This is a genomic window from Bowmanella sp. JS7-9 (genome assembly GCF_004329715.1).
Classification (GTDB): domain Bacteria; phylum Pseudomonadota; class Gammaproteobacteria; order Enterobacterales; family Alteromonadaceae; genus Pseudobowmanella; species Pseudobowmanella zhangzhouensis.
On sequence record NZ_JXSY01000024.1, the window covers coordinates 1 to 22,334 of the forward strand.

The window sequence follows — 22,334 nt, forward strand, 5'->3', positions numbered from 1 at the left end:
AAAAAAATGTTCGTTTGCGCAGTAACTATACAAACACCTCTATTTCTGTTTATTTTTTGACTAAATTGAACTAATTTGACCGTCCAATTGTCACAAAGTGGCATGTAAAAACGTTTTAAAAAGCCGAGGCTTGAGGTGCCGCAATATGAAAAAACTGATTCCCGTGCTGCTTTTTAGTGGAATGAGCTGTGCGTGCCTTGCCATGGAAGCTTCAGAGAGTAGTAATAATGGTATTACCCAAGACTTACTTGAAGAACAGTTGCAGAAGAACATCGGACTCGGCCAGGCGATTAAATCCATAATAAGTCACTATCCACAAGAAGCGCGGAATATCGTTAAAACAGCCCTTCAGTTATATCCGGATAAATACAGGGAAATTATTCATTCTGCTATATCAGCCCAACCCACGCTGACAGAGGATGTAGTAGAACTGGCATTAGAAGCTGGAATTACCACCTGTAGCAATGTCGTGCAGACAGCTATTAATGCAGAACCAAGTTATGTGGACTTCGTGGTTAATATAGCTGTGCAGGCGGAACCGCAAGAACTAGACGAAATAGTAAGAGTTGCCGTACTTACCGAACCTGACTCCGCTGACGACATTGTACGAACCGTTGCACAGGCTCATCCCAACAAACTGGTAGATATATTAACCAGCGCCCTGCAGGAAGTGCCTTTTGTAGGTGAATATATAGTAGATGCTCTACTCGCCGCATTCCCGGAGGAAGCTGAAACCGTAGTGGTTACCGCGGTAAAAGAATCCAAACAGTCGCCGGAGCACATTCATAAAATAGTCGAAGTCGCTCAGTCAGCAGGGATCAGTGATAGTGATATTACTAAGTATGCTAAGGAAGCAGGATTAGAGCAGGCGGCAATTGATACTGCGCTACAAGAACATAAACGCAATTAGCAGACAACCTTAATTTTACGCAATAAAAAAGCCGGGTAAACCCGGCTTCTTCATTTGTTTGGCTTATTCAGCCGCGTTGTCTTCAGAAGCAACTTCTTCAGCAACTGGACGGTCAACCAATTCAACGAATGCCATTGGTGCATTGTCACCGGCACGGAATCCGCATTTCAGAATGCGAATATAACCACCAGGGCGCTGCTCATAGCGTGGACCCAGTTCGTTAAACAGCTTACCGACAACCTCTTTGTCACGAGTGCGAGCAAATGCCAGACGACGATTTGCTACGCTGTCTTGCTTGGCAAGCGTAATCAGAGGCTCAATAACACGACGCAGTTCTTTCGCTTTTGGCAAAGTCGTTTTAATAACTTCGTGCTTTACCAAAGAGCCAGCCATGTTGCTGAACATCGCTTTACGATGGCTGCTGTTGCGATTTAACTGACGACCACTCTGACGATGGCGCATAGTTATTTCCTTCTCAAAAATCAGCGTGGTTATCGGGTTCCATTACCCAACAACCACAGGTTAATGCCGATCTAATTAGTCTTTCTCAGCGATACTTTCTGGCGGCCAGTTTTCCAGGCGCATACCCAGTGAAAGTCCGCGTGAAGCCAGTACATCTTTGATTTCAGTCAGAGACTTCTTACCCAGGTTAGGGGTTTTCAGAAGTTCAACTTCGGTACGTTGTACCAGGTCACCAATGTACTGAATTGCTTCAGCTTTCAGACAGTTCGCAGAACGTACAGTCAGCTCTAAGTCATCAACCGGACGAAGCAGAATCGGATCAAACTCCGGTTTCTCTTCTTTGGCTACCGGTACAGAGATATCACGAAGCTCAACGAAGGCTTCTAATTGCTCTGCCAGGATAGTCGCAGCACGGCGGATCGCTTCTTCAGGATCCAACGTACCGTTCGTTTCCATATCGATAACCAGCTTGTCCAGGTCGGTGCGCTGTTCAACACGTGCAGCTTCAACACTGTACGCAATACGCTCTACCGGGCTGTATGAAGCATCAACCAATAGACGACCAATTGGACGATCATCTTCTTCTGAGGAACGGCGCACAGATGCAGGTACATAACCACGGCCCATTTCTACTTTGATACGCATGCTGATTTCAGCGTCGCCAGTCAAAGTACAAATAACATGCTCAGGGTTAGCGATTTCTACATCGCCGTCATGCTGAATGTCTCCAGCTACGACAGGACCTGCACCTGATTTCACCAAGGTCAGTGTGGCTTCGTCTTTACCTTGCAGGCGTACTGCCAACCCTTTCAGGTTAAGCAGAATTTCGATTACATCTTCCTGTACACCTTCTTTGGTGCTGTACTCATGCAGTACACCGTCGATTTCAACTTCGGTGACCGCACATCCTGGCATAGATGACAACAGGATGCGGCGCAGCGCATTACCAAGAGTGTGTCCAAAACCACGCTCTAAAGGCTCTAAAGTGACTTTAGCGCGAGTTGGAGAGACGTTTTCGATATCCACTAGCCTTGGTTTTAGGAACTCAGTTACAGAACCCGACATTGTTTCCTCTCTTTATCCTTTAACCTTACTTACTGTAAAGTTCGACGATCAACTGTTCGTTAATATCAGCAGACAAGTCAGCACGCTCTGGCAGACGTTTGAAAACGCCTTCCATTTTAGTACCGTCTACTTCAATCCAGGTTGGCTTTTCACGTTGTTCAGCCAACTCCAGAGCAGCGACGATACGTGCTTGCTTCTTGGCTTTTTCACGTACAGCAACGACATCTTCAGCAGAAACACTGAAAGAAGGTACGTTTACCACGCGACCATTTACAGTAATGGCTTTGTGGCTTACCAGCTGACGCGCTTCAGCGCGAGTGCTAGCAAAACCCATACGGTAAACAACATTGTCCAGACGTTTTTCTAAAAGTTGCAGCAGGTTTTCACCTGTGTTGCCTTTCAGACGTGCAGCTTCCTTGTAGTAGTTACGGAATTGCTTTTCCAGAACGCCGTACATACGACGAACTTTTTGCTTTTCACGTAACTGAACACCGTAGTCAGACAAACGGCCGCGACGAGCGCCGTGTTGACCTGGTGCGGTGTCAATTTTACATTTCGAGTCAATTGCTCGAACGCCACTTTTCAGGAACAGGTCAGTTCCTTCGCGGCGGCTAAGTTTGAGTTTAGGACCCAAATATCTTGCCATGATCTTTCTCCAACTGTCCTACGCGATTAAACGCGACGTTTCTTCGGTGGACGACAACCGTTGTGAGGAATAGGGGTCACATCGGTGATATTCGTGATTTTGTAACCTGTCGCGTTCAGGGCACGGATTGCAGACTCACGGCCTGGTCCTGGACCTTTTACGAACACTTCAAGGTTTTTCAAACCGTATTCCTGAGCCGCAACGCCTGCACGCTCAGCAGCAACCTGTGCAGCGAACGGAGTAGACTTACGCGAACCACGGAAACCTGAACCACCAGAGGTAGCCCAAGACAGAGCATTGCCCTGACGGTCAGTAATAGTCACGATTGTATTGTTGAAAGATGCATGGATATGAGCCATACCATCTGCAACCTGACGCTTAGCGCGCTTACGAGTTCTTACTGGTGCTTTAGCCATAAATTCCCCCGCTTACTTCTTAATCGGCTTACGAGGACCTTTACGGGTGCGCGCATTAGTTTTAGTGCGCTGACCACGAAGAGGTAAGCTGCGACGGTGGCGCAGGCCACGGAAACAACCCAGGTCCATCAAACGTTTGATGTTCATAGAAACTTCACGACGCAGGTCACCTTCAACGGTGAACTTGGCTACTGCGTCACGCAGTTTATCGATCTGAGCTTCGTCAAGATCTTTGATCTTGGTGCTCTCTGCAACACCAGCTTCGGCGCAAACGCCTTTGGCACGAGTTGGGCCAATTCCGTAGATTGCCTGGATAGCAATTACAGCATGCTTGTGTTCAGGAATGTTAATGCCAGCGATACGGGCCACTAACAGTACTCCTCTAGTTAATTTGTCGACAGCCTAAAAAGCCCGCTAGGATACTTACCCATCGACTAAATTGCAATTGATAGTTTGATTATCAAACTACCGGTTTAACCGTTAAGCCGAAACTTAACGGTCGTATTGAGATTAACCTTGCCTTTGCTTGTGCTTTGGCTCGCTGCAAATCACACGCACAACACCGTTGCGCTTGATGATTTTGCAGTTACGGCAAATCTTCTTTACTGATGCACGAACTTTCATTACATCACTCCGTTAGGGCCAACTTAACGACCGAAGCCCTTAAGGTTGGCTTTCTTAAGAACAGAATCATATTGATGTGACATCAAATGAGTCTGCACCTGTGCCATAAAGTCCATGATAACAACGACGATAATCAATAATGATGTACCACCGAAGTAGAACTGAACGTTCATACCGATCATCATGAACTCAGGAATCAAACATATAAAGGTAATGTACAGCGCACCGGCCAGAGTCAGGCGAGTCATAACTTTATCGATGTATCGTGAGGTCTGCTCACCCGGGCGAATACCCGGTACAAACGCACCAGATTTCTTCAGGTTATCTGCTGTCTCACGCGGGTTGAATACCAACGCAGTGTAGAAGAAACAGAAGAAAATAATCGCCACGGCATACAGCAATGCATGTAAAGGTTGACCTGGAGACAGCATCAAAGATACGTCCTGCAACCACGCCATGCTTTCGCTTTGACCAAACCAGCTCGCAATTGTTCCAGGGAACAGAATAATACTGGAAGCGAAGATAGGTGGGATAACACCCGCCATATTCACTTTCAATGGTAAGTGAGTGCTTTGCGCAGCAAACATCTTACGACCTTGCTGACGTTTCGCATAGTTAACAACGATGCGACGTTGTCCACGCTCAACAAATACCACGAAGTAAGTTACCGCCGCGATAATCACCGCAATCAGTAACAATACCAGGAAATTCATATCACCCTGACGTGCTTGCTCAATAGTCTGACCAAACGCTGTTGGTAAACCAGCCACAATACCCGTAAAGATAATGATTGAGATACCGTTACCGATACCTCGCTCAGTGATCTGCTCGCCCAGCCACATCAGGAACATCGTTCCCGTTACCAGGCTGACAACCGCCGTAAAATAGAAAGAGAAGCCAGGGTTAATCACCAGCCCACTCATCATCCCAGGCAGCGACTTTGCAATCGCAGTGGCCTGGAAGATAGACAGTACCAGCGTAAAGTAACGCGTGTACTGACTAATCTTACGTCGACCAGCCTCGCCCTCTTTTTTCAGCTCTGCCATGGCCGGATGGACCACGGTCAGAAGCTGAATAATGATGGACGCTGAGATGTAAGGCATGATGCCCAATGCCAGCACAGAAGCACGCTCCATAGCACCACCGCTGAACATGTTAAACATTTCAACGATAGTACCTTTCTGTTGCGCAAACAGCGCCGCCAGCACGGTGCCGTCAATACCAGGAATAGGTACGTAGGATCCGAGTCTGAATACGATAATCGCACCAAGTACGAACAACAACCGTGACTTAAGTTCGGTTAATCCACCTTTTGCGCCGGGCGCTTCCAATCCTGGTTTGGCCATCTAGCTTATTCCTCTACTTTACCACCGGCCGCTTCGATAGCTTCGCGCGCGCCTTTAGTTACCTTTACACCGCTAACAGTAACAGCGCGTGAAATTTCACCACTCTTGATTACTTTAACAGCCAGACGGTCTTTCTTGATGATGCCCGCTGCTTTCAAAGTTTCCAGAGTAACAACTTCACCTTCTACCTTGGCGATTTCGTTCAACGTTACTTCGGCAGCAACCAAAGATTTACGTGAAGTAAAACCGAATTTAGGCAGACGACGCTGGATTGGCATTTGACCACCTTCAAAGCCAGCACGGATGCTGCCACCTGAACGTGAAGTCTGGCCTTTATGACCACGGCCTGCAGTTTTACCCAGACCAGAACCAATACCGCGACCTACGCGCTTACCAGAGGTTTTAGAACCTGGTGCAGGAGAAATGGTATTCAAATACATTGCTTACTCCTCCACTATCTCAACCATGTAGCTGACTTTGTTGATCATGCCGCGAACAGCAGGAGTATCTTCCAACTCACGAACATGACCGATTTTGCGTAAACCTAAGCCAGTCAGTGTTGCCTTATGCTTAGGCAAACGACCAATAGAGCTTTTAGTTTGCTTTACTTTAATCGTCTTAGTCATGAGTATTACCCCAGAATTTGATCAACGCTCAAACCACGTTTAGCAGCAACTTGCTCAGGAGACTTCATATCAGTCAGAGCATTGATAGTTGCACGCACTACGTTGATTGGGTTAGTTGAACCATAACACTTAGACAGAACGTTTTGAACGCCTGCCACTTCCAGTACCGCACGCATTGCACCACCGGCAATGATACCAGTACCTTCAGACGCTGGCTGCATGTAAACATTAGAGCCAGAGTGACGACCTTTAATTGGGTGCTGCAGAGTGTGGCCATTCAGACCTACAGTAACCATGTTGCGACGCGCTTTTTCCATTGCTTTCTGGATAGCTGCCGGCACTTCACGGGCTTTACCGTAACCGAAACCTACTTTGCCATTGCCATCACCCACTACAGTTAGTGCGGTGAAGCTCATGATACGACCACCTTTAACAGTTTTCGCTACACGATTAACGGCAATTAGCTTCTCTAACAGTTCACCGTTTTGAACTTCTTGTTTAGCCATGATTTACTCCTAGAACTGCAGACCAGCTTCACGAGCCGCATCGGCTAACGCCTTGACTCGACCGTGGTAGTTAAATCCGCTGCGATCAAATGCTACAGCAGTAACGCCAGCTTTGATTGCACGTTCTGCGATCGCTTTACCAACCGCTGCTGCAGCTGCTGCGTTACCAGTTGCGCTCAGATCTTTAGCCAGATCTTTCTCAACGGTAGAAGCGGCGGCCAGTACCACTGAACCACATGGTGCAATTACTTGCGCATACATGTGACGTGGAGTGCGGTGAACAGTTAAGCGGTTGACTGCAAGTTCACTAATTTTTTTGCGGGCGCGAGTAGCGCGACGCAAGCGAGCTGCTTTCTTATCCATCTCACCCACCTACTTTTTCTTAGCTTCTTTACGACGCACAACTTCATCAGAGTAACGTACACCTTTACCTTTGTAAGGCTCTGGTGCGCGGTACGCACGGATGTTAGCTGCAACCTGACCTACTAACTGCTTGTCAGCGCCTTTAATCAGCACTTCAGTCTGAGTAGGAGTTTCAACGGTAATACCTTGTGGTAATTCGTAAACAACCGGGTGTGAGAAACCCAAGCTCAGGTTAAGTTTATTACCTTGTGCATTTGCACGGTAACCAACACCAACCAGTTGCAGTTTCTTTTGATAACCTTCGGTTACACCCATTACCATGTTGTTCAACAGTGCGCGCGCAGTACCTGCTTGTGCCCAGCCGTCAACCGCGCCTTCGCGTGGCTTAGCCAGCAAAGAACCTTCTTGGTTAACTACTTCAACAGCGTTGTTGAATACACGGCTCAGAGTGCCGTTTTTACCTTTTACTGTTACGTCCTGACCAGCGATAGAAACTTCTACGCCTGCAGGAAGAGCAACAGCTGCTTTAGCTACACGTGACATTGAATACCTCCCGTTACGCTACATAACCGATGATCTCACCGCCCATGCCTGCTTTACGCGCAGCACGGTCAGTCATCACACCTTTAGATGTAGAAACGATAGCGATACCCAGACCACCCATTACTTTTGGCAGCTCATCTTTTTTCTTATAGATGCGCAGACCAGGGCGGCTGACACGCTCAATAGTTTCGATAACCTTTTTGCCTTCGAAGTACTTCAGGGTAACTTCAAGCTCAGGTTTAACTTCGCCAGAAACAGCAAAATCAGCAATGTAACCTTCATCTTTCAGCACTTTAGCGATTGCTACGCGCAGTTTAGAAGATGGCATCATTACAGATACTTTGCTGGCCAACTGGCCATTACGGATGCGGGTAAACATATCCGCGATAGGATCTTGCATGCTCATATTCTGCTACTCCTTACCAGCTGGCTTTTTTCAGGCCAGGGACTTCACCACGCATGGCTGCTTCACGCAGCTTAATGCGGCTCAGACCGAATTTACGCAGATAACCGTGTGGACGACCGGTTATGCGGCAACGGTTACGACGACGACAAATACTTGAGTCGCGCGGCAGTTGTTGCAGCTTCAGAACAGCATCCCAACGCTCTTCTTCAGAGACGTTAACATCGCTGATAATCGCCTTCAGCGCCATACGCTTTTCAGCGTACTTTGCTACCAGCTTAGCGCGCTTTGCTTCACGCGCCTTCATTGATTCTTTTGCCATAACCCTACACCTTATTTCTTAAACGGGAAGTTAAATGCATTCAGCAGAGCACGGGCTTCTTCGTCAGATTTAGCAGAGGTAGTGATGGTAATGTCCATACCACGTACTTTATCAACTTTATCAAAGTCGATTTCTGGGAAGATGATTTGCTCTCTAACGCCCATTGAATAGTTACCACGGCCGTCGAACGATTTAGGGTTCAGACCACGGAAGTCGCGGATACGCGGGATAGCGATTGAAATCAAACGCTCTAAGAATTCCCACATACGCTCGCCACGCAGGGTTACTTTGCAGCCAATCGGATAGCCTTCACGGATTTTGAAACCCGCTACAGACTTACGCGCTACTGTTACAACAGGTTTCTGGCCAGCAATTGCTTGCATGTCGCTTGTGGCGTTTTCCAGAATCTTTTTGTCAGCTACCGCTTCACCCAGACCCATGTTCAGGGTGATTTTTTCAATCCGAGGGACTTGCATGACGCTCTTGTATCCGAACTGCTTCGCAAGTTCAGCTACAACCGTTTCTTTATAGAAATCATGCAGTTTCGCCATCGTTAACTCCAAATAATTAAATCAGGTCGCCGTTTGATTTGAAGACACGCACTTTTTTGCCATCTTCAAAACGGAAACCTACGCGATCCGCTTTACCTTCACGGTTAACGATCGCTACATTTGACACATGAATGGATGCTTCTTTCTCGATGATACCACCAGCCTGACCCAGTTGAGGATTAGGTTTCTGGTGTTTCTTCATCACATTCACACCTTCTACTACAACACGGTTAGATGCAGGCAGTACTTTCAGGACTTTGCCTTTCTTGCCTTTGTCTTTACCGGTTAATACGACAACTTCATCATCACGACGAATTTTGTTTGCCATAATCGTGACTCCTTACAGTACCTCTGGGGCCAGTGAGATGATCTTCATGAATTTATCTCCACGAAGCTCACGGGTTACCGGGCCAAAGATACGCGTACCAATAGGTTGCTTGTTGTTGTTCAACAACACAGCTGCGTTGTTGTCAAAACGGATCACTGAACCGTCTGGACGACGAACGCCTTTTCTAGTACGCACCACCACTGCATTCAGTACGTCACCTTTTTTAACTTTACCGCGAGGAATTGCTTCCTTGACGGTAACTTTGATGATGTCACCGATATGTGCATAACGGCGATGCGAGCCACCTAGAACCTTAATACACATTACCCGACGAGCACCGGAGTTATCCGCCACGTCCAGGTTAGTTTGCATTTGGATCATTGTTAGTGCTCCGCTCTACACGTTAAGACCTTCACAGGTCGTAAAAACTGCTAAAAAACACCCTTACGGGCGCAATTTATCTTTCCCCTGATAAAAAGGGCGCGAAATAATAACAGAAAATAATCAGCTGCGATAGCACAAATCTAATTAAAATTCGTACAATTTGCCGGCATCGAAGCCGGCATCCTGATTAGGCAGGTTGATGCAGGAAAATATCCTTGTAGGCCGCGTAGATAGAGCCATACAGCATGGGAATAAAGACAAGTAAACCGAGGAAAAATGGCAACGCAGCAACGATGGCAGCGACCAACTGAACAACCCCGTAAAGCAAAAAGGGCAGTACATTTCTTGCACAGCCGATAAAGCTCAGCTTCATTGCCTCAATTACCGGTTTGTTTTGTAAAACGATTAACGCCGGTGCAAACCAAGTGCACATCATCAACGGCAGCAACAATGAAAATGCAATCAGCATGGGTAAGACGACATCTTCGATAATCGTCTGGGGGTTGGGCGTCCATTCGTTGCCCATCAGAATATCCCAATATAAGGGACCCACTACCGCTAACATAATCACCACAGACAAGATCTGGTTTATGATACCCAGCAGGACCAGTGTATCCAGGCGATGCTGAAAACCTGCGAACAGGTGATTAAGTTTTAATTCAGCGCCCTGGTCGGCATCGCGACAGCCGATCATCAGCCCGCCAATCCAAACGTAAGTAAAAATGCCAATCAGCAAGCCGGCGCCGGGAATAACATTAAGAATTCCCAGTGCCAACATCATCACAAATCCAACAACGCAAATACCAATCCAGGCCGCCGCATTAGCCCCAAATAAACGCATACCATCAGCAAGCCACTCAATCCCACGAACAATCCCCACGTTCCGTGGTGAGTGCATTTGCGGGGGTAATGGAGGCATCTCCTGCTGTATAGCGTTTTCCATCTCTGACATCCAAAGCTCCTTGTTATTTTTATAATTACACAGCGAGTCGTTGACGAACGATTTCGTATAAACACACGCCGGTGGCGACCGATACGTTGAGACTAGACACTGCACCTGCCATCGGTAATTTTACCAACTCGTCACAGGTTTCACGGGTTAAACGTCGCATTCCGGAGCCTTCGGCGCCCATTACCAGTGCAATGGGGCCAGTGATTTTGCAATCGTAGAGACTCTGCTCAGCTTCGCCCGCGGTGCCAACAACCCACACACCTTGTTGTTGAATCTCACGTAGAGTGCGCGCCAAATTGGTAACCTGTACTAACGGCACCGTCTCTGCTGCACCGCATGCTACTTTGCGCGCGGTGCCGGTTAACCCTGCAGATTTATCCTTGGGTACGATCACCGCATGTACGCCGGCGGCATCCGCCGTGCGCAAACACGCCCCCAGATTATGGGGATCGGTAACACCATCTAACACCAGTAAAAATGGTGTGCTGGCACCTGCAATGATGGCATCGAGGTCTTTTTCGTCGTATTGCTTACCCGGTTTGGCCCGCGCGACAATCCCCTGATGCTGTTCACCACTGACCTTGTCATCCAGGGTTTTACGCTGGCAAAACTGCACCGACACACCGAATCGACGAGCTTGGTTGACAATATTATTCAGGCGCGCATCATCGCGCCCTTTGAGCACAAATAACTCAATTAAACGCTCAGGTTCACGTTCGATGACGGCTTCCAGTGCGTGTAAGCCATACAACCATTCTTGCTGGGCCATGTTTATTTCCTACGGGATTTTTTTGCGGCGGGCATTTTACCTGAGTCACGCCGTTTCGACTTGGGTTTTGCTTCTTTGGATGTGACTTTTTTTACGCTGACCCGCTTGCCCTTGGGACTACGAGCCAGTGTTTCATCTAACACAAAGTCAATTTTGCGATCATCCAGATTCACGCCGGCTACCTTGATCCGTAGTGCGTCACCTAAACGAAATACGCGGTGCGAGCTTTCACCAATGAGACGCTGTTTTAGCTCGTCAAACCGATAGTAATCATTTTCCAGTGTGCTGATATGCACCAACCCATCAATACCGAATTCAATAATGCGCACGAACAGACCGAAGCTGGTGACTGACGCGATGACACCATCGAAGCTATCACCTACATGGTCCTGCATGAATTCACATTTCAGCCAATCGGCTACATTACGCGTTGCATCATCGGCGCGGCGTTCCGTCATAGAGCACTGCTCACCAAACGCCGCCATTTGTTCGTCGTCATACAAAAAGCCACCGGTTTTCGACTTGCGCCCTGCAATGCGGTCTAACACAGCTTTTATGGCTCGGTGGACCAATAAATCCGGATAACGGCGAATGGGTGAAGTGAAGTGTGCGTAAGCATCCAGCGCCAGTCCGAAGTGCCCGACATTATCGGGACTGTATTTGGCCTGTTTCATCGAACGCAACAACATGGTTTGAATCAATTCCTGATCCGGTCGATTACGGATTTTTTCCACCACGCTGGTGAAATCTTGCGGGCTGGCATTATCTCGAATGTGATGCGGGATACCGACTTCTGCCAGATAGGAAATAAAGGTTTTCAGACGCTCTGGATCCGGTTCTTCGTGCACCCGGTATAACCCTTCCGCCTTGTGCTCTTCAAGAAATCTGGCCGCGCAGACGTTGGCCAGAATCATACATTCTTCGATGATTTTGTGCGCATCGTTACGCACCACCGGGACAATGTGATCGATCTTGCGCTGGGCATTAAAAATAAACTTACTTTCCTGGGTTTCGAATTCAATGGCGCCACGCTGAGAACGGGCTCGCTTGAGACTACGATACATATCATGGAGGTTACGCAAATGCGGGACAAAGTCGGCATAGCGCTGGTGTAATTCCGGATCACCCTGCAAAATATCCCACACTTTGGTGTAGGTCAGGCGCGCTTTTGAGCGCATCACCGCTTCATAAAATGCATATTCCTGTAGTTTGCCATCGCCGCTAATCGACATTTCACACACCATACACAGACGATCGACGTCCGGGTTCAGTGAGCAAAGACCATTAGACAGAACTTCCGGTAACATCGGAATGACCTGTTCCGGGAAATAAACCGAGTTACCCCGCTCTATGGCTTCATCGTCAAGCGGAGTCGCAGGACGGACGTAGTAACTAACATCGGCGATGGCCACCCACAAATGCCAGCCACCTCTCTCATCAGGCTCACAAAATACCGCATCATCAAAGTCACGGGCATCCTCACCATCAATGGTGACCAGCGGCATGTCGCGCAGATCTACCCGGCCCGTCTTAGCATTCTCAGGCACCTGATCAGTTAACTTACCAACGGCAGTCTGCACCGCTTTTGGCCAGTCATGGGGAATGTCATAATTGCGCAAAGCAACCTGAATCTCCATGCCAGGCGCCATATGTTCACCCAGTACTTCAATCACCTTGCCGATCGCATTTACCCGGCGCATTGGGCGCTGGGTGATCTCAACAACAACCACGTAACCCTGACGGGCTCCATTTACCTGCTCTGGTGGAATAATGATTTCCTGGCATATCCGACTATCATCCGGAATCACAATCCCTAAGCCACTTTCCATAAAAAAGCGTCCAATTACAGGCTCCGGACGGCTCTCAATAACCCGAACAATACGCGCTTCGCGTCGGCCCTTATTGTCTTTTGGTCCCTCTTTGGCCAGCACCACATCACCATGCAGCAACTGGTTCATTTGCGGCGCGGCAATAAATAAGTCGGGTTTGCCGTCTTCCCGGTGCAGAAAGCCAAATCCATCACGATGACCAATGACCCGCCCTTTGATCAGCTCCATCTTATCGGCTAACCCATACTTTTTATTGCGGGTAAACAGAATCTGTCCCTCACGCTCCATCGCGCGCAAGCGACGTTGTATTCCGATGCGGCTATCCTCATCTCGTACATTGAGTAAGCGCCAGAAATCTTCCAGAGATAAAGGGATGTTTTGTTTTTCCAGCAGTTCCAGCAAGTATTCACGGCTGGCGACAGGATTGTCGTATTTTTGCTTCTCGCGTTCGTAGAAAGGGTCTGATTTGGTCAAAGTCTTTTATCTAAATAACAATTTATGCAGTCAGTATACCCGTACTCTTGAGGAAGAATGCAGAAAATCTCGGCAACTGTGTCAATTCGATGCATAAATGTAACCGGATGATGTCGAAAATTCCGCAACTGTAATAGAGTATCTCAGTTCAGGGGTTCTGACATATTCAGATACAAGCGGCGCTAACTTTCTTCCACCTGCACGCTACTAATTAACTGAGTATGTCACTCATTGTTTATTAGGAGCCCCTATTATGAAAGCGAAATTAATCACTTGTGCACTGGCTTTAACTGCATCGTTATCTGCAAGTGCTTCGTCAATTCCACAAACTTATCTGGAAACACAACTGGTAGGCATCTGCGAGTCAATCAGAGACGACCACGTCGGTAAGTTTCAGCACCGCGTAGCGCAGGCACATCTTCGTATGAAAACCATCCGTGAAAAATTAGTTTGCAATCAAATGTCTGCCTACGATTTTGCCATGCACTATGACTCGTTTAATGTGGCAAGTAAGTTACAGGTTCCGGCGGTTAGCATTACCGACTTAGCCAGGGTGACACCTGAGTCGGCGGTACACATCGCAGAATAACTTACCTTTCAATTTCCAGGGGCATATCCAACACCACAATAAAAATAACCATTCAGAATCAAAAAACGCGGCCATGCCGCGTTTTTGTTTAACTATCTACCGCTTGTTTTGCGGCTCTCACTGCCTTGGGATGCATCAGGGTTTCTAACTTCGTCAGACATCGACTGATTCTTTTATGCGTCGCGTCATCTGCCGTAATCGCACCATACAACCAACGGTAAGCATCTTCAAAATCGTAGGGGCTGCCATAACCGTCTATAAATAGTTCAGCTAATTGAATTTGCGCTTTCAGATTGCCCATCGAGGAGGCTTCACGCAGATACACCACCGCTCGCTCTTTATCCTGTTGTACCAGTTTGCCCTGAGCATAATAGCGGCCAAGCTGCTCCATCGCCGCCGGCATACCTTGTTCAGCCGCTTGCTTCATATAATAGATGCCACGCTCTGCATCCCGTTCAACACAAACGCCCCATGCCAACATATCGCCAAATAAAAACTGAAAAGCCGGTAATTTTAAGGTCATCGCGCGGGCCTCTACGTCCTGCACCAACTGGCAACGATCGGTTACCATACGGTCAAGATGGGCGTTGGCATCAATCAGCTTTAACAGTTCATCCTGCGAATATAACTGGACCAGCTTGATATCGTCCTGCGCAAATGACAGGGCAGGCAATAACAACAGGCAGGCAACTAACCTTTTCATAACGGCACGACGGGTAAAGTAATCATATTCAGCATATCGGCGAGAATAGCAGAATCCTGACCATCCATAATGAAAAAAGCCCGCTTACTGCGGGCTTGGGTATCAACCTTTGGCGTTGGTACTTTCGAAAATCTTATCCGCAGAGGCGGCAACAAACCCGGTGTAAAGTTCACCGTTGGCCATTTCAAAACGCTCAGCGAATTCATAGAAGCAGCTCGGAATTTCCATGGTCTTGTCAGCAAACTCCACCGGCATTTTATCTGCCATCGTAGAAGATTGAGCCAGACACACATCACGGCCACCTTTAATCTCACCACCTGAGGTATTTAAACGGAATCCCGCATCTTTGAGTGCCTGATTAACCGCCTCGAGGCTGTCATAACCCTTCAAATAATTCACGCTTACTGTGAAGTGGTTAGGGCGATAGCCCCACGCCGCCAGCCATGCCGCATATTCGGACTCTTCCAGTAACTGTTCATATTCTGCGGTGGTAATTTTCCACTGGGTTCCCGAATACAAAAAGTTTTCGGCACTAACTGCAGCTTCGTCGATTTGATCGACGATACGCTGCACAACAGCTTGCAGCTTGTCAGAGAATTCCTCTACCAGCAGCTCACTGATAAACACCTTTGGCTTGGTCGGGTCGCTGTGCTCATAGTGTTTGGCTTTGAGCTTCTTCTGTTCAAATACGTAATCACCTTTTTCTTCATAGCCTAATGCAAGTAAATGCGCGGCCAGTTTAGCGACATTTACTTTAGGATGATTAAACGTACGAAAAGCCACGTGGTCATTGATGATGTCATCACCACGACCCAGCAGCTGATGAATTTTGTTGGCGGATGGCGTAATGGCAACGTAATCCTGCCACATATTTGCAAATAGGGTATCGACGTTGGTATGCATGTTTATCAACTCTTTATATTGGTAGCGCGCCTCCATAGTGGAGGCGCGGGAATACTAACTAATTTTTAGTTGTTCGTTTTGATTCAGCGCAACTGCTCAGAATTTAAGCCCTGGACTCAAACTGGCTGGCATTTCCACCTTTTCCAACTCAACCGAAGCGACTGGATAAGAGCAGTAATCCGCTGCGTAGTAAGCACTGGCGCGATGGTTGCCGCTTTCACCAATACCGCCAAAAGGCGCTGCACTACTGGCACCCGTAATTGGGCGGTTCCAGTTCACGATACCAGCACGAATACGGTTTAGGAAATAGTCATATAATTCGGCATCATCACTCAGTAAGCCTGCAGACAAGCCAAAACGGGTGTTATTCGCTTCCAGTAATGCTGCATCGAAATCAACGTAACGGATCACTTTCAGCAAGGGGCCAAAATGCTCTTCATCCGGGAACACGTCCAAAATGCCAGTAACATCGATAATCCCCGGCGTTACGAATCCAGTGTTTTCATCAAGATGACGCATTTCCAGCAAAGAGGTCGCCCCCAAACGCTGCAATTGCTGTTGCGCGGCAATCATACCTTGGGCTGCACCACGGGAAACCATCGCGCCCATAAAGGGTTGCGGCTCGGCAGCGTAGTCGCCAACCGTAATATTCGATGCCACCTCGACCAGGCGCGCCACAATCGCATCACCCTGTGGGTTATTTTCGATAAACAAGCGGCGGGCACAGGTACAGCGCTGGCCGCTGGTAACAAACGCAGATTGGATGATGTCGTGCACAACCGCATCGATATCACTGATATCTTTAACGATAAGCGGGTTGTTACCGCCCATTTCCAGCGCCAGAATTTTACCTGGGTGACCGGCGAATTGTTCATGCAACAATTTACCGGTACGTGAACTGCCGGTGAAAAACAAACCGTCTAATCCTGCGTGTGACGCCAGCGCTTTGCCGGTTTCAACTTCGCCCTGTACCAGATTCAATACGCCAGACGGTAAGCCGGCTTTATCCCATAATTGAACCGTCTTTTCTGCCACCTTAGGGGTCAGGTCGCTAGGTTTAAACACCACCGTATTACCGGCTAACAATGCCGGCACGATGTGACCATTAGGTAAATGGCCCGGGAAATTGTATGGACCAAATACCGCAACCACGCCGTGTGGACGATGGCGGATGAAGGCTTTACCTTGCGGCATGGGATTTTCAACGACACCGGTACGCTCATGGTAAGCTCGCTCGGAGATGCCAATTTTACCAATCATGGCTGCCACCTCTGTGGCGGTTTCCCATAATGGCTTACCGGTTTCTTCCGCAATCACCTGAGCTAATTCGGCTTTGTGTTCGCCCAATAACTCGCCAAAGCGTTTCACAAACGCCAGACGTTCATCAAAGGTGAATTCACTCCAGGGTAAAAACGCTGCCCGCGCAGACTCTACAGCAGCATTTACTTGTGCCACTGATGCCGCGCCAGCCGACCAGATAACCTGATTGCGCGCTGGGTCGATAGAGTCAAATGCTTTGCCTTCGCCAGCAAGCCACTGACCATTAATGTATAAATTATTCATGCTATCCCCTGTTATTCAGACTGCGGGTGAAAAACGAACCCAGTCCCCGCTACTGACCTGCAATGCGTCTGCACTGGCCTGACTGATCACCAGCTTATTGTCCTGTATTACAGCACGCTGCATAACCGCACGGAAGTCACTGACTCTGGTATTAATAATCATGTACTTATCTGCACCCGCCACATCACCAATTACCACTGGCAGGCGACGACTGTAGCGGGCACTGCGAATATGCTCAAGCGACGCTTCTACTGTCGGGCCAGCATCGAAAATATCCACGTAGCCGCGACAACTGAATCCTTCGGATTGCAGCAATTTGAGCGCTGGGCGGGTTTTCTCGTGTACCTGTCCGATCACTGCCTGCGCCTGCTTGCTCAGTAGGCTGACATAAATAGGGTACTTGGGCATCAATTCAGCAATGAACTGCTTCTGACCAATCCCCGTCAGGTAATCCGCAGTAGGAAAGTCCATTGAAAAGAAATGTTCTTCTAACCACTGCCAAAAAGGTGAATTACCCTGCTCATCTGAGACGCCGCGCATTTCGGCAATCACTCTGTCCGCGAAGCGCTTACGATGCTCTGCGAGAAACAAGAAGCGAAACTTAGATAAGAAACGACCATTGTTGTGCTTACGCGCATGCTCATGCAGGTACAAAGTACAGATTTCAGTCACACCGGTGTAATCGTTACACAGGGTCAGAATATCAATCGATTTGTGTACATTGAGTTCGCGGGAGTGATGCACCACCTTACCCATATGGTAATGATAAAATGCATCTTCAAGGCCCACAGCGGCTTCGATACCACTGGTGCCTAAAATCTCACCGCTGTTGCTGTCTTCCAATACGAACAGGTAGCCCTGATCGCCCGGTACCTGAACGTCCGCTTTAAACGAACGCTCAGCACGACTGATTTTGCGTTTGAGGAGATCCTCGTTAACTGGCAGCGAAGTAAAGCCAATGCCTGACTTCACTGCACAATCGTATAACGCATCATAGTCGTTTTGATTGATGGGACGTATGATGTTCATAATTGGTTTCCCGGCAGATTAGCCGTTAACAACCTGAGCTACGGCTTTTTCAAATCTCGCCAGACCTTCGGCAATGTCTTCCTCACTGATAATCAGCGACGGTGCGAAACGCACCACGTTCACACCTGCCACCAGGCACATCAATTTGTGATCGGCAGCCGCGACCAGGAAATCACGCGAGCGTCCCTGATATTTCTCGTTCAGCGCAGCGCCCAGCAACAACCCTTTGCCACGCACTTCAGAGAATACGTCATACTTTTCGTTAATTGCCTGCAAACCCTTACGGAATAGTGCTTCGCGCTGTTTAACGCCTTCCAGCACTTCCGGGGTGTTGATGGTATCAATCGCAGCCTCGGCTACCGCACAGGCCAATGGGTTACCACCGTAGGTACTACCGTGCGTGCCCACTTTCAGGCTGGCGGCAACATCTGCGGTTGCCAGCATGGCACCAACAGGGAAACCACCACCCAGGGCTTTAGCCGTAGTGAGGATATCTGGCGCAACGCCCAGGCCCATATAGGCATACAAATGACCAGTACGGCCTACACCCGCCTGTACTTCATCGAAGATCAACAGGGCGTTGTGTTTGTCACACAGTTCACGCACGCCTTTAATGAATTCGTCGGTTGGGCTGATAATGCCGCCCTCACCCTGCAGAGGTTCCATCATCACTGCACAGGTCTTGTCTGACATAATCGCTTTTAATGCGTCCAGATCGTTATACGCCACGTGGTCGATAGCACCTGGTTTTGGTCCGAAACCATCGCTGTACGCTGGCTGACCACCAACCGTCACGGTGAAGAAAGTACGGCCATGGAAGCCCTGTTTGAAGGCGATAATCTGGTTTTTATCTTCGCCATAATGATCCAGTGCCCAACGACGCGCCAGTTTCAGTGCGGCTTCGTTAGCCTCTGCACCTGAGTTACAGAAATACACACGGTCGGCAAACGTCAGGTCAGTTAATTTCTTGGCCAGGCGCAGAGCGGGCTCATTGGTAAACACGTTACTCAGGTGCCACAGTTTTTCACTTTGCTCTTTCAGCGCGGTGACCAGTGCCGGGTGACAGTGACCCAATGCATTTACTGCAATACCACCCGCCAGATCGATATATTCTTCGCCATTCTGATCCCACACACGTGAGCCAACACCACGGACAGGAATCATCTTCGCCGGGTTGTAGTTAGGGGCCATTACTTCATCAAATAATTCGCGGGTTACTTTCATTTTGTACTCCTAATGCAGGGCATGACCGTCCATGGGGACGTAAAATTTTGCGCGCATTATGGCAAAATTTTAAACAGTTGTCTTCATCTGCAATATGCCGCAGGCCTTATATTTCAAGGGTTTGGACTAGTTTTGCAAATAATCTGCATAACTATTTGTACGTTCAAAACGGCCATTCCACGCGCACAGCATAAATTTGCTGCCTCACACTGGCATCGGATGGTTGATGGAAGAAATAAATATGCGGGTAAATAAATTGTTAAATTATTTTATCCGCGCTAACTGTAGGAAATTATTAAGGATTTGATGACCGGCGAGAGTAAGCACCGATTCTGGATGGAATTGCACCCCCCAGACCGGTAATTCAGTATGGCGCATGGCCATAATGGTTTGGCTACCATGATCGTCGCACCAGGCGGTGGCGGTCAAACAGGCGGGTAAAGTCTCACTTTCAACCACCAGCGAATGATAACGGGTCACTTCACAGGGGGACGCCACGCCATCGAATAAGTCGTCACCACCGTGACGTATCTGCGAGGTTTTACCATGCATAATCCGCTGTGCGCGTACTACGTTGGCGCCAAACGCCTGGCCAATAGCCTGATGACCAAGACAGACTCCCAGAATTGGCAATACACCAGCGAACCTACTGATAGCCTGCAACGAGACGCCGGCTTCGTTGGGTGTGCAAGGCCCGGGGCTGATGACCAGAGCATCGGGCTGCAGAGTCTCGATTTCACTCAATGATATTTGGTCATTACGCACCACTTTCACGCCCGCCCCCAGCTCGGTGAAATACCGCGCCAGGTTATGGGTGAAAGAATCGTAATTGTCGATCAGCAACAGCATGCTGACGCTACCCGTTTAGCGAGGGCGGGGAACAAAGCCCAAAACGTCGTACACTTTTCTCAGCGTATCTGCAGCCCTCGCACCGGCCTGCTCTGCGCCCGCAGCCATAATCCGATCAAGTTCAGCACGATCACTGCGTAATGCATGGAAACGTTGTTGAATAGGTTCCAACAATGCGACCACCGCATCCGCGGTATCGCCTTTCAAATGCCCATACATCTTATCTTCATATTCAGGTACCAGAGACTCAACCGATTTTCCGGTCGCACAAGACAACAGGGTTAACAGGTTTGATACACCCGGTTTTTCTTTCTGATCGAAGTAAATGCGCGCCTGCTCATCTGAATCTGTCACTGCACTTTTGATTTTCTTGGCAACTTTCTTGGGGTCTTCCAGCAAGCCAATGAAGTTTTTCGGATTATCATCCGACTTGGACATTTTCTTACCCGGGTCCTGCAGACTCATGATCCGCGCACCAAATTCAGGAATATAGGGTTCAGGCACAGTAAAGACATCTCCGTACAAATTATTCATACGTGTCGCGATATCACGGGCCAGCTCCAGATGCTGCTTTTGATCGTCGCCTACCGGCACCTGATTGGCCTGATATAACAGAATATCAGCCGCCATCAGCGCAGGGTAAGTAAACAAACCGGCGTTAATATTAGTAATATTCTTGGCTGACTTGTCCTTGAACTGCGTCATACGATTCAGTTCACCCATCTGGGTATAACAGTTCATGACCCAGGCTAGTTCAGCATGTTGTGGAACATGGGATTGTAAAAAGATGGTGCTCTTAGCCGGATCGATACCACAGGCCACATAAAGGGCTAAACCATCAAGGCTCGCCTCATATAAGCTTTTAGGCTCCTGGCGCACGGTAATCGCATGCAAATCCACCAGCATATACAGGCATTCGTACTCGTCCTGCATAGCAACCCATTGACGCAGCGCGCCCATGTAATTGCCAATGGTCAGTTGTCCGGATGGCTGGCATCCACTTAGTACGATAGGTTTTGTCATGATAAATACTGTCTTATTTCAAATTAGCGCTTGCGAGTTCACTGCGCATGGAATCAATCACCGCAGCATAATCGGGTTGGTTAAAGATTGCAGAACCGGCAACAAACGTATCGGCACCAGCTTCAGCAATGGCGCGAATATTATCGACTTTTACGCCACCGTCAATTTCAAGGCGAATATCGCGGCCGCTTTGTGTGATTCTTTGCCTGACCTGACGACACTTCTCCAGCGTCGCGGGAATAAATGACTGACCGCCGAACCCCGGGTTTACCGACATCAACAGAATATGATCTACCTGCTCGATAGTGTAATCCAGATAACTTAGTGGTGTAGCCGGGTTAAGCACCAGGCCCGCTTTGCAGCCCGCGTCTTTGATCAATTGGATGGTGCGATCTACATGACGGCTTGCCTCCGGATGGAAGCTTATCCAACTCGCACCGGCATCCGCAAAACGCTGAGCCAATTCATCGACCGGCTCCACCATCAAATGCACATCGATGGGTGCATCAATGCCATATTTACGCAACGCACTGCAAATCATCGGCCCAAATGTCAGATTTGGGACGTAATGGTTATCCATCACGTCAAAGTGCACCACATCAGCCCCTGCATCTAACACCCGTTGCGTATCGTCACCGAGACGCGCGAAGTCGGCAGAGAGAATAGAAGGAGCAATAAGAAAATCAGTCATTTATACAATCCTTTTGATAGCGCAGACACTTTACCCAAAAGCACGGAGGAGAAAAAGTATCGCTGTGATGCACTAATTCAAGACGTGCGCCCTAAAATAGTGCAAAAATTCACCACAAGGTCTATATCCATAATACTTACAACCAACTGGCCCTACCGTTCTTTATTTTTTTAATTCTTATTAATCAGATACTTATGAAGTATTTAAGTTGGATTTAGCCTGAGTTTGGCGCATGGGTACT

The 22,334-nt window shown here is 48.4% G+C and carries 30 protein-coding genes; 2 read left to right on the forward strand and 28 right to left on the reverse strand.

All coding sequences use genetic code 11. From position 1 onward, the window contains the following. Positions 1–145: 145 nt before the first annotated feature. Entirely contained in the window at positions 146–910 is a 765-nt protein-coding gene (locus TK45_RS13140) for a hypothetical protein (protein ID WP_131259301.1), read from the forward strand. Positions 911–973: 63 nt separating this feature from the next. On the opposite strand, the gene rplQ is transcribed toward TK45_RS13140, so the two are convergent. The 20 genes from rplQ to rnr all read right to left on the reverse strand — a co-directional run bounded on the left by rplQ (position 974) and on the right by rnr (position 13,519). Then, positions 974–1,372 (reverse strand): 50S ribosomal protein L17, encoded by a 399-nt coding sequence (rplQ, locus tag TK45_RS13145; RefSeq protein ID WP_131259302.1) that lies wholly within the window; start codon positions 1,370–1,372, stop codon positions 974–976. 75 nt (positions 1,373–1,447) lie between these two features. Further along, positions 1,448–2,437, reverse strand: coding sequence for a DNA-directed RNA polymerase subunit alpha (gene rpoA / locus TK45_RS13150; RefSeq protein ID WP_131259303.1), 990 nt, complete (start codon positions 2,435–2,437; stop codon positions 1,448–1,450). Between the two features lie 25 nt (positions 2,438–2,462). Continuing rightward, positions 2,463–3,083 carry a 30S ribosomal protein S4 gene (gene rpsD, locus TK45_RS13155; RefSeq protein WP_131259304.1) on the reverse strand — a complete coding sequence of 207 codons (621 nt, stop codon included), beginning with the start codon at positions 3,081–3,083 and terminating at the stop codon, positions 2,463–2,465. Between the two features lie 26 nt (positions 3,084–3,109). Beyond that, positions 3,110–3,499, reverse strand: coding sequence for a 30S ribosomal protein S11 (rpsK, locus tag TK45_RS13160; RefSeq protein ID WP_131259305.1), 390 nt, complete (start codon positions 3,497–3,499; stop codon positions 3,110–3,112). 12 nt (positions 3,500–3,511) lie between these two features. Continuing rightward, positions 3,512–3,868, reverse strand: a complete 357-nt coding sequence (gene rpsM, locus TK45_RS13165) for a 30S ribosomal protein S13 (protein WP_131259306.1) — start codon at positions 3,866–3,868, stop codon at positions 3,512–3,514. 141 nt (positions 3,869–4,009) lie between these two features. Continuing rightward, positions 4,010–4,123: a 50S ribosomal protein L36 gene (rpmJ, locus tag TK45_RS13170; protein WP_039969906.1), complete on the reverse strand. Its 114-nt coding sequence runs from the start codon at positions 4,121–4,123 to the stop codon at positions 4,010–4,012. Positions 4,124–4,146: 23 nt separating this feature from the next. After that, positions 4,147–5,469, reverse strand: a complete 1,323-nt coding sequence (secY, locus tag TK45_RS13175) for a preprotein translocase subunit SecY (RefSeq protein WP_131259307.1) — start codon at positions 5,467–5,469, stop codon at positions 4,147–4,149. A 5-nt stretch (positions 5,470–5,474) separates the two neighbouring features. Continuing rightward, positions 5,475–5,909, reverse strand: coding sequence for a 50S ribosomal protein L15 (rplO, locus tag TK45_RS13180; RefSeq protein WP_131259308.1), 435 nt, complete (start codon positions 5,907–5,909; stop codon positions 5,475–5,477). A 3-nt stretch (positions 5,910–5,912) separates the two neighbouring features. Next, the gene (gene rpmD, locus TK45_RS13185) at positions 5,913–6,095 is read right to left on the reverse strand and encodes a 50S ribosomal protein L30 (RefSeq protein ID WP_131259309.1); all 183 of its coding nucleotides are present in this window, start codon (positions 6,093–6,095) and stop codon (positions 5,913–5,915) included. A gap of 5 nt (positions 6,096–6,100) precedes the next feature. Further along, positions 6,101–6,601, reverse strand: coding sequence for a 30S ribosomal protein S5 (gene rpsE, locus TK45_RS13190; RefSeq protein WP_131259310.1), 501 nt, complete (start codon positions 6,599–6,601; stop codon positions 6,101–6,103). 9 nt (positions 6,602–6,610) lie between these two features. Beyond that, a complete protein-coding gene (rplR, locus tag TK45_RS13195) occupies positions 6,611–6,964 on the reverse strand; it encodes a 50S ribosomal protein L18 (RefSeq protein ID WP_131259311.1) in 354 nt (117 codons plus the stop codon). Positions 6,965–6,973: 9 nt separating this feature from the next. Continuing rightward, positions 6,974–7,507, reverse strand: coding sequence for a 50S ribosomal protein L6 (gene rplF, locus TK45_RS13200; protein ID WP_131259312.1), 534 nt, complete (start codon positions 7,505–7,507; stop codon positions 6,974–6,976). A 13-nt stretch (positions 7,508–7,520) separates the two neighbouring features. Continuing rightward, positions 7,521–7,913, reverse strand: coding sequence for a 30S ribosomal protein S8 (rpsH, locus tag TK45_RS13205; protein WP_131259313.1), 393 nt, complete (start codon positions 7,911–7,913; stop codon positions 7,521–7,523). Between the two features lie 13 nt (positions 7,914–7,926). Further along, positions 7,927–8,232 carry a 30S ribosomal protein S14 gene (gene rpsN / locus TK45_RS13210; protein WP_131259314.1) on the reverse strand — a complete coding sequence of 102 codons (306 nt, stop codon included), beginning with the start codon at positions 8,230–8,232 and terminating at the stop codon, positions 7,927–7,929. 11 nt (positions 8,233–8,243) lie between these two features. Beyond that, positions 8,244–8,783 (reverse strand): 50S ribosomal protein L5, encoded by a 540-nt coding sequence (gene rplE / locus TK45_RS13215; protein WP_131259315.1) that lies wholly within the window; start codon positions 8,781–8,783, stop codon positions 8,244–8,246. A gap of 16 nt (positions 8,784–8,799) precedes the next feature. Next, positions 8,800–9,111: a 50S ribosomal protein L24 gene (rplX, locus tag TK45_RS13220; protein WP_131259316.1), complete on the reverse strand. Its 312-nt coding sequence runs from the start codon at positions 9,109–9,111 to the stop codon at positions 8,800–8,802. Positions 9,112–9,123: 12 nt separating this feature from the next. Next, a complete protein-coding gene (rplN, locus tag TK45_RS13225; protein WP_131259317.1) occupies positions 9,124–9,492 on the reverse strand; it encodes a 50S ribosomal protein L14 in 369 nt (122 codons plus the stop codon). A gap of 190 nt (positions 9,493–9,682) precedes the next feature. Further along, positions 9,683–10,447, reverse strand: a complete 765-nt coding sequence (locus TK45_RS13230; protein ID WP_131259318.1) for a BPSS1780 family membrane protein — start codon at positions 10,445–10,447, stop codon at positions 9,683–9,685. 25 nt (positions 10,448–10,472) lie between these two features. Continuing rightward, positions 10,473–11,216 carry a 23S rRNA (guanosine(2251)-2'-O)-methyltransferase RlmB gene (gene rlmB / locus TK45_RS13235; RefSeq protein ID WP_131259319.1) on the reverse strand — a complete coding sequence of 248 codons (744 nt, stop codon included), beginning with the start codon at positions 11,214–11,216 and terminating at the stop codon, positions 10,473–10,475. Positions 11,217–11,218: 2 nt separating this feature from the next. Continuing rightward, complete coding sequence (rnr, locus tag TK45_RS13240) at positions 11,219–13,519, reverse strand: ribonuclease R (protein ID WP_131259320.1); 2,301 nt, start codon at positions 13,517–13,519, stop codon at positions 11,219–11,221. A 253-nt stretch (positions 13,520–13,772) separates the two neighbouring features. Between rnr and TK45_RS13245 the strand changes: the two genes are divergently transcribed. Then, complete coding sequence (locus TK45_RS13245) at positions 13,773–14,108, forward strand: DUF3718 domain-containing protein (RefSeq protein WP_131259321.1); 336 nt, start codon at positions 13,773–13,775, stop codon at positions 14,106–14,108. A gap of 88 nt (positions 14,109–14,196) precedes the next feature. On the opposite strand, the gene TK45_RS13250 is transcribed toward TK45_RS13245, so the two are convergent. The 8 genes from TK45_RS13250 to rpe form a co-directional block, all read right to left on the reverse strand. Beyond that, positions 14,197–14,811: a tetratricopeptide repeat protein gene (locus TK45_RS13250; RefSeq protein WP_131259322.1), complete on the reverse strand. Its 615-nt coding sequence runs from the start codon at positions 14,809–14,811 to the stop codon at positions 14,197–14,199. A 102-nt stretch (positions 14,812–14,913) separates the two neighbouring features. After that, complete coding sequence (locus tag TK45_RS13255) at positions 14,914–15,714, reverse strand: DUF1338 domain-containing protein (RefSeq protein ID WP_131259323.1); 801 nt, start codon at positions 15,712–15,714, stop codon at positions 14,914–14,916. Positions 15,715–15,810: 96 nt separating this feature from the next. Next, on the reverse strand, positions 15,811–17,277 hold the full coding sequence (gene astD / locus TK45_RS13260) for a succinylglutamate-semialdehyde dehydrogenase (RefSeq protein ID WP_131259324.1): 1,467 nt from the start codon (positions 17,275–17,277) through the stop codon (positions 15,811–15,813). Between the two features lie 15 nt (positions 17,278–17,292). Further along, a complete protein-coding gene (gene astA, locus TK45_RS13265) occupies positions 17,293–18,306 on the reverse strand; it encodes an arginine N-succinyltransferase (protein WP_131259325.1) in 1,014 nt (337 codons plus the stop codon). An 18-nt stretch (positions 18,307–18,324) separates the two neighbouring features. After that, positions 18,325–19,530, reverse strand: coding sequence for an aspartate aminotransferase family protein (locus TK45_RS13270; protein ID WP_131259326.1), 1,206 nt, complete (start codon positions 19,528–19,530; stop codon positions 18,325–18,327). A 264-nt stretch (positions 19,531–19,794) separates the two neighbouring features. Beyond that, positions 19,795–20,379: an aminodeoxychorismate/anthranilate synthase component II gene (locus tag TK45_RS13275; RefSeq protein ID WP_131259327.1), complete on the reverse strand. Its 585-nt coding sequence runs from the start codon at positions 20,377–20,379 to the stop codon at positions 19,795–19,797. A 15-nt stretch (positions 20,380–20,394) separates the two neighbouring features. After that, a complete protein-coding gene (trpS, locus tag TK45_RS13280) occupies positions 20,395–21,402 on the reverse strand; it encodes a tryptophan--tRNA ligase (protein WP_131259328.1) in 1,008 nt (335 codons plus the stop codon). A 13-nt stretch (positions 21,403–21,415) separates the two neighbouring features. After that, entirely contained in the window at positions 21,416–22,093 is a 678-nt protein-coding gene (gene rpe / locus TK45_RS13285; protein ID WP_131259329.1) for a ribulose-phosphate 3-epimerase, read from the reverse strand. Positions 22,094–22,334: the final 241 nt, after the last annotated feature.

Coding starts and splice junctions, on each gene's coding strand:
- TK45_RS13140 (WP_131259301.1), top strand. CDS start 146: ATGAAAAAACTGATTCCCGTGCTGCTTTTTAGTGGAATGAGCTGTGCG.
- rplQ (WP_131259302.1), bottom strand. CDS start 1,372: ATGCGCCATCGTCAGAGTGGTCGTCAGTTAAATCGCAACAGCAGCCAT.
- rpoA (WP_131259303.1), bottom strand. CDS start 2,437: ATGTCGGGTTCTGTAACTGAGTTCCTAAAACCAAGGCTAGTGGATATC.
- rpsD (WP_131259304.1), bottom strand. CDS start 3,083: ATGGCAAGATATTTGGGTCCTAAACTCAAACTTAGCCGCCGCGAAGGA.
- rpsK (WP_131259305.1), bottom strand. CDS start 3,499: ATGGCTAAAGCACCAGTAAGAACTCGTAAGCGCGCTAAGCGTCAGGTT.
- rpmJ (WP_039969906.1), bottom strand. CDS start 4,123: ATGAAAGTTCGTGCATCAGTAAAGAAGATTTGCCGTAACTGCAAAATC.
- secY (WP_131259307.1), bottom strand. CDS start 5,469: ATGGCCAAACCAGGATTGGAAGCGCCCGGCGCAAAAGGTGGATTAACC.
- rplO (WP_131259308.1), bottom strand. CDS start 5,909: ATGTATTTGAATACCATTTCTCCTGCACCAGGTTCTAAAACCTCTGGT.
- rpmD (WP_131259309.1), bottom strand. CDS start 6,095: ATGACTAAGACGATTAAAGTAAAGCAAACTAAAAGCTCTATTGGTCGT.
- rpsE (WP_131259310.1), bottom strand. CDS start 6,601: ATGGCTAAACAAGAAGTTCAAAACGGTGAACTGTTAGAGAAGCTAATT.
- rplR (WP_131259311.1), bottom strand. CDS start 6,964: ATGGATAAGAAAGCAGCTCGCTTGCGTCGCGCTACTCGCGCCCGCAAA.
- rplF (WP_131259312.1), bottom strand. CDS start 7,507: ATGTCACGTGTAGCTAAAGCAGCTGTTGCTCTTCCTGCAGGCGTAGAA.
- rpsH (WP_131259313.1), bottom strand. CDS start 7,913: ATGAGCATGCAAGATCCTATCGCGGATATGTTTACCCGCATCCGTAAT.
- rpsN (WP_131259314.1), bottom strand. CDS start 8,232: ATGGCAAAAGAATCAATGAAGGCGCGTGAAGCAAAGCGCGCTAAGCTG.
- rplE (WP_131259315.1), bottom strand. CDS start 8,783: ATGGCGAAACTGCATGATTTCTATAAAGAAACGGTTGTAGCTGAACTT.
- rplX (WP_131259316.1), bottom strand. CDS start 9,111: ATGGCAAACAAAATTCGTCGTGATGATGAAGTTGTCGTATTAACCGGT.
- rplN (WP_131259317.1), bottom strand. CDS start 9,492: ATGATCCAAATGCAAACTAACCTGGACGTGGCGGATAACTCCGGTGCT.
- TK45_RS13230 (WP_131259318.1), bottom strand. CDS start 10,447: ATGTCAGAGATGGAAAACGCTATACAGCAGGAGATGCCTCCATTACCC.
- rlmB (WP_131259319.1), bottom strand. CDS start 11,216: ATGGCCCAGCAAGAATGGTTGTATGGCTTACACGCACTGGAAGCCGTC.
- TK45_RS13245 (WP_131259321.1), top strand. CDS start 13,773: ATGAAAGCGAAATTAATCACTTGTGCACTGGCTTTAACTGCATCGTTA.
- TK45_RS13250 (WP_131259322.1), bottom strand. CDS start 14,811: ATGAAAAGGTTAGTTGCCTGCCTGTTGTTATTGCCTGCCCTGTCATTT.
- TK45_RS13255 (WP_131259323.1), bottom strand. CDS start 15,714: ATGCATACCAACGTCGATACCCTATTTGCAAATATGTGGCAGGATTAC.
- astD (WP_131259324.1), bottom strand. CDS start 17,277: ATGAATAATTTATACATTAATGGTCAGTGGCTTGCTGGCGAAGGCAAA.
- astA (WP_131259325.1), bottom strand. CDS start 18,306: ATGAACATCATACGTCCCATCAATCAAAACGACTATGATGCGTTATAC.
- TK45_RS13270 (WP_131259326.1), bottom strand. CDS start 19,530: ATGAAAGTAACCCGCGAATTATTTGATGAAGTAATGGCCCCTAACTAC.
- TK45_RS13275 (WP_131259327.1), bottom strand. CDS start 20,379: ATGCTGTTGCTGATCGACAATTACGATTCTTTCACCCATAACCTGGCG.
- trpS (WP_131259328.1), bottom strand. CDS start 21,402: ATGACAAAACCTATCGTACTAAGTGGATGCCAGCCATCCGGACAACTG.
- rpe (WP_131259329.1), bottom strand. CDS start 22,093: ATGACTGATTTTCTTATTGCTCCTTCTATTCTCTCTGCCGACTTCGCG.